Here is a 13,934-nt window from a genome sequence, read left to right as displayed (position 1 = left end):
GATTGTATCTTGTCAAGATAGGTATTCTAACAATCATAGAATCTTTTGGCCAAATTCAAAGACTCATTAACCAGGTATTAATCTGTGACGCTAAATTGCATATCAGACACTGTAAGTGAAGCTGCACCAGCATTATTAGACCTCAAAAACACCTCTATATAATCATTGGTGACCAAATCAACTTCTGTATTTAGAGTAATCTGGAAAGCCTGATTATTTGTCGCTGCACCCATGGATGCAGCAGGAACAGGAATTACAACTCCGTTCTTTGCCAGAGCGATTGAAAATTCTACGCTATTTGACGGGGCTTTTGCTCCTATTATAACCGTGACTCTTCCAACTATAGGTTCTTTTCCTGTGTATGTGAGTTTGTTATTCCCCGCTATAAACCTCTGTTGATTAATCACAGTTGTTGCTCCGGCGATTTTGTAAAAATTATTGACAAGAGTCAAGTCTGTCGAGGTTGTATTGTTATTGAAATATATATATGAGTAGGCTCTTGAATCAGGAATATTGGTATTTTGTTGCATACTCCATCCCGGCGAATAAGAATCTACACCTGTTAATGGTGTCACAACATCCCGAAACATATTAGTGGTTAACCTTGCCCGGTCAACAGTGACACCGGCATTGACCTTAATTCCGGTCTGCCCGCTATATACAAAATAATTACTGGTAAGATCAATATCATCGATTACCAAATCACTACTGAATTCCAATCCGGCACCGGCAGATATTCCAGTAATAAAATTTAAAGTTGCAGCAAATTTACCCACATTACCACCCACTTTTAAACCATCGGTAACATTCCAGTAATTCTTTACAATAGTAACAGCCTTAAACCCAGTAATACTTCCCACTCCAAGTGAAGGTATACCGACTTCAACTACGGAAGCCCCCGAAAATATATTACAAAATTTAGTGCCTGTAGCATCTGAAAACTCATACGCCATTGTAGAGCCACTTGCAGGTATCACCGCAAGGTTTTGAATGAATATGCCAGTATCAATACTTCTAAGTACAGCACCACCCACGGTCGACATCACACCATCTTTTTGGGGGTCTACACCCCGCAAGCCCGCTCCATTCATTACTATATAGTTTGGGGAAATATCCACAATTCCGGAAAAGATATACATTTTAGTGGCATCAAGGGTTATTGCATTTCCTGTGGGTTCCGGAAGGTCATCCATAGAATAAACAAACACCAAATTGGAGGTCTTTTCATAAGCCAAAGACTTCCAGTATCCATTGCTGAAGATATCAGTGGTATTTGTAGTAAGATTATAAATATTAAGACCCTCCGGCGGACTGGTGATCGCGTCGCGTTGAACGGTGGTCATCCTGGGGATGAGCATACCATGACTGTCTGAGGAGACATCCAGAACAGAAGCTGGATCCGGGTTCACGGTACCAATGCCAACTTGAGAGAATAAATTAAAATGAGATAAAATAATAAGAAATAAAAATCCTTTAAAGGATAAAGATTTGGTAACATTCATGAGCTTTTTAATTTATTTATTGAAAATTAAAAAACACTTAGAATTTTGAGTATTTATTGACTTAGGAGTACAAATATCTGAAATATATATTTATAAATAAGAAAATTAAGTTTTTTTTAGATAAACGCATTCTTAATAAAATAATCTGACTTTATTTGATGATTAAAAAACCCAATATTAAATCAATCAATTTTTATTTACACACATAAGTTCTGTGGTTTTACCGCTGTATCCAAATTTGGTTTGGACTGCGGTAGAGGGCAATACCGTTCCGTTTTTGGCAATATATAAAGTATAATTCACATTACTCCCAGAATCCAAATATCCCGAAAGTGATGCCTGAATATTAAAAGCCTTAGTCCCGGAACTGATCATCGACACCCATTTTATTCAATGCGGATGTTTTGGAAGACTTTCTGAAGCGGTTGCCAGTTTTCCCGGGCGCATCGGTTTAGGATTGGCTGAAGACACCGGGCTCATTATCAAAAATGGTAACAAGGTGGAGGTTATCAGTTCAGGAATGGTCATTGTATTTGGCCCCGGGCAATTGACCCACAATAACATCACCATCCTCAAAGAAAACATCCCACTGACCATGACCAATCTGATTACCCATGTGCTTTTCGCCGGGGATTGCTATGATGTTGACCACAGAACGGTAAAGGTTTTACCGGCGGTGAAGAGTTTGTTGTAGAGACCTCCCCTTCCTTAGGCGGTAGGCTTTAGGTTGTAGGCTGTAAGCTGTAATTTGTATAATGTAGGGTGTGTAGTGTATATTGTGACTGACAAAGTCTCAATACTCAATTGCTTCAGCTGTTCACTAACGCTCGAGTCTAATTACTCAATACTAAGTACTCAATACTATACCACCCCCAAATACACACTGGGCGACGCCCTTTCCGCTTCGGGCTGCATAAAAGCCATCCAGAGTTGGAGTTCCTTGGTCTTCCAGTAATTTTCCAGATAAATCGAAGCACTCAGGGAGACCCTGGTTGCAATATCCCTGTAATAAATAAAGCGGCCGTCTTCAGGCACATGCAGCACCAACAGCAAGGTATCCTCAGGATATGCCAGTGCCTGATGGGTATTGTCTTCCCATTGGAGGTTAATGGCAAAGCCTTCGTCATCTTCGTCTATGACCATATGGATCCCCTCCGGGATTCGCAAATCCCCAAACGTGACCATTGCTTTTCCATAATCAATAATATACCCGTCATCGGTAGGTATAAGGGCTTCCTTAAGGAAATAGGACTTGGCCGCATCAAAGCCTGAGGTGTTTTTTCTAAAGGGCTTATAAGCTATTTTCATCAATCCGCTTAAAGGGGAAAGAAATTCCATCGCCACTTTCAACTTATTGCGTTGAATCTTTTGTACTACAGAGGGTTTGACCCTGCTCATATCGGGTTTTGCACTTACAATTTGTTTGCCGTGTTTGTTTGTTTTCATCACCAGCTCCCCGACCGACCCGGACATGGAGCCAAATGGATTGTTTGTAATTATTGCCATAACAGTAGATATTTTAAGAGTTTTCATTGCCTTACAAAGCAAGAAAACAAGGTTAGACAACTCAAACATAGGGATTTAACTAATTATTTCCAAATATTTCGCTAACTTTGTTGTAGCAATCGCAAGGGATTACCCTATACTAAAACGTCAATCCTTCGAGTTTTTCTCAAGTTTCTCCCGCAAACAGGGACTTTTATCGAAAGAAACTCGAAGGAAAGATGAAAGATGGTTGAGAGAATATATGTAGTATCTCCCCTTCATCTAAGGGGTTAGAGAGGAGGGTGTAAGTGGTAGGTTTCGGTGCGCTTTGAGACAAACCCCGTGTATTTGTCATACCGACGCTTCGCCGCCTGAATCCGCCTCGGTCACTGAGCTTGTCGAAGTGAAGGCGGAAGGAGAGGGCCGAGTGTAAATAGATTAATTTTAAATTTATTTATTAATAGCAACCAAATCCTCCCCCCAGGAAGTCCTAATCCCACGATACACCCCTTCCGTATTAAATGGCAAAGTCACAAAGTGAAGCTAAGCTTCCGTCTTCAATTTAAGTCTGAAAAAAACAATTTCCATTTTAATTGCCCGCATAAGTTTTGTAGTTTTATAAGCTAAAATTCAATCACCCATGGCCGAACAAAAACGACTTTTCCTTCTGGATGCTTATGCACTCATTTTCAGGGGATATTATGCTTTTATCAAGAATCCGCGGATCAATTCCAAAGGGATGGATACCTCGGCAATTATGGGGTTTATGAATTCGTTGCTCGACGTCATTAGAAGGGAAAAGCCGGATCATCTGGCCGTGTGTTTTGACAAAGGGGGCAGCGATGTGCGCAACGAACTTTACAGCGAATACAAAGCCAACCGCGATGCCACGCCCGAGCCCATTATGATTGCCATTCCTTATATCCAGGATATTCTAAAGGCGATGCACATTCCCGTGGTGGTACTTCCCGGTTGTGAAGCCGATGACGTGATTGGAACTTTAGCCAAACAAGCCGAAAAGGAAGGCTATAAAGTGTTTATGGTGACCCCCGATAAAGATTTTGCCCAGCTCGTTTCCGAAAACATCTTTATGTACCGTCCTGCCCGCATGGGAAATGGTATTGAAATCTGGGGAATTCCTGAAGTTCAGAAAAAATTTGGCGTCAAGCGCCCCGAACAGATCATTGACTTTTTGGGAATGATGGGCGATGCTTCAGACAACATTCCGGGACTTCCGGGTGTGGGTGAAAAAACAGCTAAAAAATTCCTTGCCGAGTTTGAAACCATGGAAAACCTTTTGGCCAATACCGACAAGCTCAAAGGCAAAATGAAAGAAAAGGTAGAAGAAAATGCCGAACTAGGCATGCTCTCCAAAGAACTCGCAAAAATTCTCATTGACTGTGACGTGACCTTTGATGCCAAAGACTATGAACTCTCGATGCCTGACGGCGAAAAAGTACAGGAAATCTTTGAAGAACTGGAATTCAGAAGGCTGAAGGATCAATTTTTACAATTGTTTAGCTCTGAAAGCTCAAACACACCTGCTGAGGAAACTAAAAAAACGGCTTCTTCATCTGACACTCCAAAAGGAAATGCTGCCGGAGCGGGCCAGTTTTCTCTTTTTGATGCAGAAGGCGGCACAACAGAAAACATCACCATGACCTCCTCGCGCAAAACCATTAAGGACACAGACCATTTTTACCAGACTGTGCAACCCGGGATGGGCACCAAATTGTTTCTTCAAAACCTGATGAAACAAACTTCAGTCTGTTTTGATACTGAAACCACCAGTCTTGATCCTTTGGAAGCCGAACTTGTGGGCATTGCCTTTTCCTGGGAAATCGGTAAAGGATTCTATCTCCCCTTTCCGGAGAATAAAGAAGAGGTACAGGAAATCATTGAGCAATTGCGTCCGTTTTTTGAAGCCGAAACCATTGAAAAAGTGGGTCAGAATTTAAAATATGATATTAAAGTACTGGCCAAATACAACGTCACCATAAAAGGAAAACTGTTTGACACCATGCTTGCGCATTACCTCATCAATCCTGATATGCGCCACAATATGGATGTGCTGGCAGAGACCTATTTAAATTACACACCCGTTTCCATCACCGAACTGATTGGTAAAAAAGGAAAAAATCAGCAATCGATGCGTGATGTGCCTATGGAGCTGCAAACCGAATATGCCGTTGAAGATGCAGACATCACCCTGCAACTCAAAGCCCATTTTGAAAAAGAACTGGGCGAGGCCAATACCCAAAAACTGTTTGATGAGATTGAAATCCCCTTGGTTTCTGTGCTGGCACATATGGAACTGGAAGGCATCAGGCTGGATGCTGAATTCTTAAACTCGCTTTCGCGAAAGCTGGATGAAGACATTTTGCACTTGGAAAAAGAAATCTACAAGGAAGCCGGTGAGACCTTTAATATTGCTTCGCCAAAACAGCTGGGTGAAATCCTATTTGAAAAAATGCAACTGGTCAAAAAACCAAAAAAAACCAAAACCGGTCAATATTCCACTGCAGAGGATGTGCTTTCCGTTTTGGCGAAAGACCATAAAATTATCAGGGACGTCCTGGAATATCGTGGATTGAGCAAACTCAAAAGCACGTATGTTGATGCGTTGCCTAACCAGGTGAGTAAAGTCACCGGCCGCGTGCACACAGACTATATGCAAACCGTGGCCGCCACCGGCCGATTGAGCAGCAACAACCCCAACCTTCAAAATATCCCGATAAGGACCGAACGTGGCCGCGAAGTACGGAAAGCATTTGTTCCCAGAAATGAAGAATACACCTTGCTCGCTGCCGATTATTCGCAGATTGAATTACGCATCATCGCAGCATTGAGTAAGGAGCCCAAAATGATGGAAGCCTTTAAAAACGGCGAAGACATTCACTCTTCCACCGCTTCAAAAGTGTTTAATGTGCCCTTGGAAGAAGTGACCCGCGAACAGCGTGGCAATGCCAAAACGGTCAATTTTGGGATTATTTATGGGGTGTCGGCCTTTGGTTTAAGCAATCAAACCGACCTGAACCGCACCGAAGCCAAGGAATTAATAGACACCTATTATGAAACTTACCCCAAGCTAAAAAGCTATATGGCAGAACAGGTTGATTTTGCCCGGGAAAACGGCTATGTGCAAACCGTTTTGGGGAGGCGACGTTATTTAAAAGACATCAATTCACAAAACGCCGTGGTGCGCGGTGCTGCCGAACGCAATGCCGTAAATGCCCCCATTCAGGGAAGCGCTGCAGACATCATCAAAATAGCGATGATCAACATTTACAATAAACTGGTTGAAGGCAACTACAAAACAAAAATGCTGCTTCAGGTGCATGATGAACTGGTTTTTGACGCTTACAAACCTGAACTTGAAAAAGTGAAAACCCTCATCAAAACCGAAATGGAAAATGCTTTTAAACTTGAAGTGCCATTGGATGTGGATTTGGGTGAGGGCAATAACTGGTTGGAAGCGCATTAAAAGAAAAAACCCCTTGAAATTTCAAGGGGTTTTTAATATCAAAAATTTAAACAATTCTACTGTTTTGTATATTCAATAGTCAAGTTTTCAATTATTACTTTAGTTTTATTTTCCTGTTCAATTTCAGCTGGAAATCCTAATAGCCATGGCTATTCAAGTCGTAAGCATTTTGAGATTTCACGCAATCATTTTCATGACATCTTCAATGACAAATCCTTCATCATCATCATTAACTGATAAACAACTCACCTAAATAAAACCTCAGTTTCCGAAAGTATTTAACCCTTATGTTTTTAAAAAAATTATTGAGGAAATGTCAAAAGAAGTGACTAAAACAATAGTATGGGATATATGTAACATACTTATGTGATATATGTAAGATCCTTAAAACCTTTAATTTATATATTTCGTATATATTAAAGAAAGTTTAGTTCGCTATAGTTTAAAATTAAATTACTGCCCTTTTTAAACAATTATTTTCTCTTCTTTCACAAATTTAATTTACTAATTAAAACAAATATTATGAAAAAAAATGTGATTAAAGTAATTCAACCCAAGGGGGGAAAATTTAACCAACGCAGGCAGTTTTTAAAGTTAAGTGGTTTAGCTCTTGTGGGCACAGGTCTTTTTATGGCCTGCAGTAATGATGACGACGTGTATACACCGCCTGAAGATGATGTATTTGATTTAGGTGCCGGGGATTTAGGTGTTTTAAATTATGCTTTTGCATTAGAACAACTGGAAGCAGATTTTTATACCAAGGTGGTCAATGGCTCCTATTGGTCAGGTGCAAATCCTACAGAAAAACAATTGCTTTTGGATTTATACAACCATGAGGTAAACCACCGTGATTTTTTTAGTGCAGCAATTTCTGCTGCAGTAGGAAATAATACCGCTGCTAAACTTCCCACATTAGAATTTGATTTTGGAAGTGTAAATTTCAATGACCGTAACCAGGTACTTGCTACAGCTAAAGTTTTGGAAGATACAGGTGTATCAGCATATAATGGTGCAGGAAGGTTATTATCAAATCCGGATTATTTGGTACTTGCAGGAAAGATAGTTTCTGTAGAAGCCAGACATGCTTCTGCAATAAGGTCTGTAATAAATCCAAATTCTGCCGATTTTGCCGGAGATGATGTTGTCACGATAGATGCCGGATTGGATTTGGCATTAGACCCATCAGAAGTTTTATCTAATGTTGTTGCAACCGGTTTTGTAGTAACAGAATTTACTGCTAACAGCTTACCTTAATCCTAATTTCTAACCTTAAAAACAATATTATGAATATTATAAAATTTTTAGACGAGTTTACAACAGAAAAATTAATTTCTGATACAACCTCCCGACGGGAAATATTTGGCACTTTTGGTTCTCTAGGCAAAAAGGCAGCTCTTGCAGCAATACCTTTCGGACTTGCAACTATGCCAAGCCGAACCTATGCTCAATCATCCGGCGATCCAGTTTCTGCATTGCAATTGGCACTTACACTGGAATATCTAGAGGATGAGTTTTACGAGTTGGCCTTACAATCTGGTGTTATACCAAGTGGTAGATCTCAGATTGTTTACCAACAAATTTCACAACATGAAGCAGCTCACGTTGAGTTTTTAAAAGCCGGTTTGCAAGGAGCCGGAGTAACACCGGTTGAAAAACCAACCTTTGATTTTACTGCAGGCGGTGCTTTTGACCCATTCAATGATAGCGGTGTTGGTCAAGAAGCCGCTTATGCACAGCTTTTGGCTCTTTCACAAGCCTTTGAAGATACGGGCGTAAGAGCTTACAAAGGGCAAGCAGGAAACCTCCAAGGATCTCAATTTTTAACTCCAGCCTTGCAGATCCATTCTGTTGAAGCAAGACATGCCTCTGAAATTAGAAGACTAAGAGGTCTAAACGGTTGGATCACACGTGACCAAAGAGGTTTAGGAATGCCTGAAGCTACTCAACCAGTTTATAATGGAGAAGAAAATGTAATTCAAGGCGGCGTAAATGTTACTAATTTAGGGGATGGTTCTCCATTTACAATTGACGCCTCCACTCAGGCGTATGATGAAATATTAACAGGGGATGAGGCAGTTGCCATTGCAAGTTTATTTATAGTCCCGTAAATGATAAATTTTAACCCATAAAAAACCCCTTGAAGTCTCAAGGGGCTTTTATTATCATAAATTTAAACAATTCTACTGTTTTGTATATTCAATAGTCAAGTTTTCATTCACCGTTGCAATTCCATTTTCGTCTTCCACTTCAATTTCAAAACCATTAGGAACTACAAGTGTTAATTTGTTTCCGTCTTGAGCAGCCGATGCTGTCAGACCGGATTCGGTTACTGTTACAGTATCCCCATTTTGAGACCAGGTGAAAGCAGTTGTCGAATTTTCATTAATACATTCAACTGAATATTCATACTGGTCTGCCGTTCCTGCAACAAGTTCTAAAGAAATTTCAGCATAGGAAGTTGACATATTTGCACCCGTTCCATTTGAATTAAAGATCAATGTTTCATTTTGATAGCAATTGGTTTCTCCCATAATATCATTAGAAATGACACCATCTCCATTCAAGTCATAAGCATTTTGAGATTTAAATGCGGTCATTTTCCAAGTTCCCTCAACCGCTACTCCATTATCATCATCTGATGAGCAGCTGGCAAATAGTACTGCCAAAAGAACCAAACTAAATACTTTTTTCATAATTGTATTAATTTTAAATTTTTGCAAAACAAACATTTTTATTTGAATTACCAACATCATTTAACTTTATCTGTAACTTCCTTATGTTAATTACAGACTCTAATTTTAATAAACGCCTTGTTTCAGTAAAATATTATAATTATTTATTAAGAATCCAAAACAAATTCATTTAAAGCAAATTAAAGTTCCTGCTTAGCGACAAAAAAATTCAAAATACACCGTTTGTAAATCAAATATATAGTTGTACATTTGCACCCCAATTCTCGTTAGTAGAATTAATTAGGAATGTTTAACGTGCCTGTCGAGAGACGGGTTTTAAAATGAATTAGTGTGGACACATTAAGTTACAAAACAGTATCTGCAAACAAAGCGACCGTTACAAAAGAGTGGTTGCATATAGATGCTGAAGGGCAAACTTTAGGACGTCTTTCTTCAGAAGTTGCAAAACTTTTGAGAGGAAAACACAAGCCAAACTTTACTCCTCACGTTGATTGTGGTGATAACGTTGTTGTTACCAACGCAGAAAAAATCAACTTAACAGGTAAAAAATGGGACGCGAAAGAATACATCCGTCACACAGGTTACCCGGGAGGTCAAAGAAGCTTGACTGCTAAAGAACTTTTCGCTAAAAATCCGGAGCGATTGATCGAGAAATCGGTAAAGGGAATGTTGCCTAAAAACAAATTAGGTGCAGAGCTTTTTAGAAATTTAAAGGTTTATGCCGGTGCATCTCACGATCACGAAGCTCAAAAACCAAGAACTATTAACTTAAACGAAATTAAGTAATGGAAGTTATTCACAAAATCGGCAGAAGAAAAACTGCAGTGGCACGTGTGTATTTGTCTCCCGGAAAAGGAAACATCACCGTGAACAAAAGAACATTTGACAATTACTTCTCCACAGACACATTAAAGTACAAAGTAAAGCAACCATTGGCATTGACCAATAATGAGGACAACTTTGATATTAATATTAATGTGAGCGGAGGTGGTATTACAGGTCAGGCAGAGGCAATTCGTCTTGCACTTTCAAGAGCAATGTGTGAAGTAGATGCTGAAAACCGTACAACTCTAAAACCGGAAGGTTTGTTAACAAGAGATCCAAGAATGGTAGAACGCAAGAAATTCGGTCAGAAAAAAGCGCGTAAGAAATTCCAGTTCTCTAAACGTTAATCACATTCCGCACTTGTTGCGGAATCTCATCAAGACATTTACAGTCTTGTTGAAAAAGTTCTAAAATTATTTATAACGCTGTTCTTTTTCCGCCAAAGCGGAGAAAAAATTAGTTTAGCATCTAAATGCTCAAGACCTTAAAATAAGCTACTTGCGCATTGCTAAATTACAGAACGTAAACTATTAAAAAATGGCAAAAAAAATCGAAGTAAAAGAATTACTTGATGCAGGTGTACATTTTGGTCACCTCACCAGAAAATGGAACCCCAATATGGCCCCATATATCTACATGGAGCGCAACGGGATTCACATCATCAACCTTTACAAAACTGCTGCAAAACTTGATGAAGCTGCAGAGGCTATGAAAAAAATAGCTGCCAGTGGTCGTAAAATACTTTTCGTAGCTACAAAAAAGCAAGCAAAAGACATCGTTGCTGAAAATGCAAAAAATGCAAACCAACCTTACATCACTGAAAGATGGCCCGGGGGTATGCTTACCAACTTTGTTACTATCAGAAAAGCCGTTAAAAAAATGGCTTCTATTGACAGAATGAAGCAAGATGGTACCTTTGAAACCTTATCTAAAAAAGAGCGCCTACAAGTTTCACGTCAACGTGAAAAACTTGAGAAAAACTTAGGTTCAATTTCTGATATGAGCCGTTTGCCGGCTGCACTTTTCATTGTTGATACACTACGCGAACACATCGCTGTGAAGGAAGCACAAAAGTTAAACATTCCAATTTTTGCGATGGTCGATACCAACTCTGACCCCAGAGATATCGACTTCCCAATTCCTTCCAATGATGATGCTTCAAAATCTATTGAAAAGATTTTAGGGTATGTAAGCGCCTCTATTACCGAAGCCCTTTCTGAAAGAAAAGCTGAAAAAGCTGAGAAAGATGCTGCAGAAGATGATCAAAGCGATGCAAAACCGGCAAAAAAAGCTAAAAAAGAGCCTAAAGCAAAAAAGGAAAGTAAAGAGGTAGAAGTGCCTTCAACTGATCCTGAAGACAAAAAAGCAATGAAAGAAGCCAAAAAAGAGGTCAAGCTTGAGTCTAAAAAGGAAACTCTTGAAAAAGCAACTGATTCTGGTGAAGAGGAATAGAAAAATTCCCGTGAAAACGGGAGTCTCAATTCTTTAAAATTCATTACATAAAAAATTATATTGATTAACGAGATTCCCGTTTTCACGGGAATGCAAAAACACAAAACTATGGCAAATATCACAGCCGCAGAAGTAAATAAACTAAGAAAAGCTACCGGAGCCGGTATGATGGATTGTAAAAAAGCATTGGTTGAAGCTGATGGGGATTATGATAAAGCAATCGAACTACTTCGCAAAAAAGGTCAAAAAGTAGCAGCAAACAGAGCAGACCGTGAGTCTAGCGAAGGTGCTGTAATCGCAAAAGTAAACAGCAACAACTCAAAAGGTGTTATTGTTTCCCTTAACTGTGAAACTGACTTTGTTGCAAAAAACGATTCATTTGTAAACTTTGCTACAGAACTTGCTGAATTGGCTTTAACCACTTCTACAAAAGAAGAATTATTGGCCAAAGACTACAAGGGAATCACCGTTGCTGAAAAATTAATTGAGCAAACTGGTGTGATTGGTGAGAAAATCGAAATTGGAGATTACAGAACCCTTGAAGCTCCATTTGTTGGTTTTTACATCCATGCAGGAAACAAAATTGCTGTTTTAACCGGACTTTCACAAGGTGGTGACAAGGCTGAAGAAGTTGCTAAAAATGTTTCAATGCAAGCAGCTGCAATGAACCCTGTAGCTTTAAATGAAGAAGGTGTTGATCAGGAAACTATCGATAAGGAAATTGAAATTGCAAAAGATCAATTACGTCAAGAAGGAAAACCCGAAGCAATGTTAGACAACATAGCTAAAGGAAAACTTAACCGTTTCTTTAAAGACAACACTTTGGTTAACCAAGATTTTATTAAGGACAACAAACAAAGTGTTGCAGCTTATGTAAAGGCTGAATCAGGTGCTGAAGTTGTTGCTTTCGAAAGAGTTGCTTTGGGGTAAACCTCCTTTACACTAGATAAAATAAAAATCCGTTTCATTTATTGAAACGGATTTTTTTGTTTTAACATTAGAGTGAATCTCTTCTTTTGAATATTAGATATTAAAATTAAGTTCAAAAAATATTTTATGTACTTTTGCACCAATTAAAATAACAACCCCACAGAACATTTTTTAGACTATGCAATACAAACGAATATTACTAAAACTTTCAGGAGAGGCACTTATGGGCAATCGTCAATATGGCATTGACCCAGACCGTCTTGCCGAGTATGCACAAGAAATTAAAAGTGTTGTAGACAAAGGTGTTCAAGTGGCCATTGTAATTGGTGGAGGCAATATTTTTAGAGGTGTGGCAGGAGCCAGTAAAGGGATGGACCGTGTGCAAGGTGACCATATGGGAATGCTTGCCACAGTAATTAACGGTTTGGCATTGCAAAGTGCCTGTGAAGATGCTGGACTACAAACCCGGCTGCAATCTGCAATACAAATTAATGAAGTTGCAGAGCCTTTTATCAGGCGTCGTGCGATACGCCATTTGGAAAAAGGACGCGTAGTTATTTTTGGAGGTGGAACCGGAAACCCTTATTTCACTACCGATTCTGCAGCGGTATTACGAGCCATCGAAATTCATGCCGACGTGATTTTAAAAGGTACACGTGTGGATGGCATTTATACATCAGATCCTGAAAAAAATGCAGATGCAACCAAGTTTGACTTTATCACCTTCGAAGACGTTTTGCGTAAGGGACTTAAAGTAATGGATACCACTGCATTCACCCTAAGCCAGGAAAACGAACTCCCAATCATAGTTTTTGATATGAACACCAAAGGCAACCTTTTGAAGATAGTAGATGGTGAAAATATAGGCACAAAAGTAAATTTGTAAAAAATTAGTATTTTTAAAACCGTATTTAAAGAGATAAAAAAATGACCGAAGAAATAAAGTTCTTAATGGATTCTACTGATGAGTCAATGCTCAAAGCCTTGAAGTTTTTGGAAAAACAACTATTGAATATCCGAGCAGGAAAGGCAAGTCCGGGAATGTTGGGTGGTGTCACGGTTGATTACTATGGAACTCCTACTCCACTTTCTCAAGTAGCAAACATCAACACCCCCGATGGTAGAACACTCTCTGTTCAACCCTGGGAAAAAAGTTTAATACCCGAAATTGAAAAAGGAATTTTAAAAGCCAATTTAGGTTTTAACCCAATGAACAATGGTGACAACATCATTATCAGTATTCCGCCATTGACTGAAGAACGCAGACGCGAACTTGTTAAAGTAGCAAAATCTGAAGCTGAAGACGCTAAAATCAGTATCAGAAACGACAGAAAAATAGCAAACAGTGAAGCAAAAGAATTGGACATTTCTGAAGACTTGTTAAAAATTGTAGAAACAGACATTCAAAAACTCACAGACAAATACATACAGCGTGTTGATGATATTCTTGCAGTTAAAGAAAAGGAAATAATGACGGTCTAGTTAAACTTAAAACAAAAAGCGACTTAAAGGTCGCTTTTTTTATACATTTGTTTTCAATTTTGGACACCTATCCTAATGTCT

General features: G+C 39.2%; 14 protein-coding genes. 10 read left to right on the top strand and 4 right to left on the bottom strand.

The annotated features are described in order from the left end of the window. Positions 1-77: 77 nt before the first annotated feature. Together IEV69_RS01905 and IEV69_RS01900 are read right to left on the bottom strand one after the other, a co-directional pair. Positions 78-1,502, bottom strand: coding sequence for a phage tail-like protein (locus tag IEV69_RS01905; RefSeq protein ID WP_188438893.1), 1,425 nt, complete (start codon positions 1,500-1,502; stop codon positions 78-80). Positions 1,503-1,688: 186 nt separating this feature from the next. After that, positions 1,689-1,877 (bottom strand): hypothetical protein, encoded by a 189-nt coding sequence (locus IEV69_RS01900; protein ID WP_188438892.1) that lies wholly within the window; start codon positions 1,875-1,877, stop codon positions 1,689-1,691. Between the two features lie 82 nt (positions 1,878-1,959). Between IEV69_RS01900 and IEV69_RS01895 the strand changes: the two genes are divergently transcribed. Beyond that, on the top strand, positions 1,960-2,196 hold the full coding sequence (locus IEV69_RS01895; RefSeq protein WP_188438890.1) for a hypothetical protein: 237 nt from the start codon (positions 1,960-1,962) through the stop codon (positions 2,194-2,196). A gap of 167 nt (positions 2,197-2,363) precedes the next feature. Here IEV69_RS01895 and IEV69_RS01890 read toward each other — a convergent pair whose 3' ends face one another. Then, positions 2,364-3,008, bottom strand: coding sequence for a DUF6266 family protein (locus tag IEV69_RS01890; RefSeq protein WP_188438888.1), 645 nt, complete (start codon positions 3,006-3,008; stop codon positions 2,364-2,366). Between the two features lie 619 nt (positions 3,009-3,627). Here IEV69_RS01890 and polA point away from each other — a divergent pair. From polA to IEV69_RS01875, 3 genes are all read left to right on the top strand, one after another. Next, positions 3,628-6,471 (top strand): DNA polymerase I, encoded by a 2,844-nt coding sequence (polA, locus tag IEV69_RS01885; protein ID WP_188438886.1) that lies wholly within the window; start codon positions 3,628-3,630, stop codon positions 6,469-6,471. A gap of 522 nt (positions 6,472-6,993) precedes the next feature. Further along, positions 6,994-7,725, top strand: a complete 732-nt coding sequence (locus IEV69_RS01880) for a ferritin-like domain-containing protein (protein WP_188438884.1) — start codon at positions 6,994-6,996, stop codon at positions 7,723-7,725. A 29-nt stretch (positions 7,726-7,754) separates the two neighbouring features. After that, a complete protein-coding gene (locus IEV69_RS01875; protein WP_188438883.1) occupies positions 7,755-8,579 on the top strand; it encodes a ferritin-like domain-containing protein in 825 nt (274 codons plus the stop codon). 72 nt (positions 8,580-8,651) lie between these two features. Here the strand turns inward: IEV69_RS01875 and IEV69_RS01870 are convergent, their stop codons facing one another. After that, positions 8,652-9,164 carry a hypothetical protein gene (locus IEV69_RS01870; protein ID WP_188438881.1) on the bottom strand — a complete coding sequence of 171 codons (513 nt, stop codon included), beginning with the start codon at positions 9,162-9,164 and terminating at the stop codon, positions 8,652-8,654. A 330-nt stretch (positions 9,165-9,494) separates the two neighbouring features. Here IEV69_RS01870 and rplM point away from each other — a divergent pair, with 330 nt between their 5' ends. The 6 genes from rplM to frr all read left to right on the top strand — a co-directional run bounded on the left by rplM (position 9,495) and on the right by frr (position 13,853). Next, complete coding sequence (gene rplM, locus IEV69_RS01865) at positions 9,495-9,950, top strand: 50S ribosomal protein L13 (protein ID WP_188438879.1); 456 nt, start codon at positions 9,495-9,497, stop codon at positions 9,948-9,950. After that, the gene (rpsI, locus tag IEV69_RS01860; protein WP_188438877.1) at positions 9,950-10,336 is read left to right on the top strand and encodes a 30S ribosomal protein S9; all 387 of its coding nucleotides are present in this window, start codon (positions 9,950-9,952) and stop codon (positions 10,334-10,336) included. The genes rplM and rpsI overlap by 1 nt, the downstream gene beginning before the upstream one ends. Before the next feature lie 190 nt (positions 10,337-10,526). Further along, a complete protein-coding gene (gene rpsB / locus IEV69_RS01855; protein WP_188438875.1) occupies positions 10,527-11,441 on the top strand; it encodes a 30S ribosomal protein S2 in 915 nt (304 codons plus the stop codon). 108 nt (positions 11,442-11,549) lie between these two features. Further along, complete coding sequence (tsf, locus tag IEV69_RS01850) at positions 11,550-12,371, top strand: translation elongation factor Ts (protein ID WP_188438873.1); 822 nt, start codon at positions 11,550-11,552, stop codon at positions 12,369-12,371. A gap of 178 nt (positions 12,372-12,549) precedes the next feature. Next, positions 12,550-13,257 (top strand): UMP kinase, encoded by a 708-nt coding sequence (gene pyrH / locus IEV69_RS01845; RefSeq protein WP_188438871.1) that lies wholly within the window; start codon positions 12,550-12,552, stop codon positions 13,255-13,257. A gap of 41 nt (positions 13,258-13,298) precedes the next feature. Then, positions 13,299-13,853, top strand: a complete 555-nt coding sequence (gene frr / locus IEV69_RS01840) for a ribosome recycling factor (RefSeq protein ID WP_188438869.1) — start codon at positions 13,299-13,301, stop codon at positions 13,851-13,853. The last annotated feature ends 81 nt before the right edge of the window (positions 13,854-13,934 follow it).

The sequence above is a fragment of the Planktosalinus lacus genome (genome assembly GCF_014640155.1).
GTDB lineage: Bacteria > Bacteroidota > Bacteroidia > Flavobacteriales > Flavobacteriaceae > Planktosalinus > Planktosalinus lacus.
This window is presented reverse-complemented; position numbering and strand designations above follow the sequence as displayed.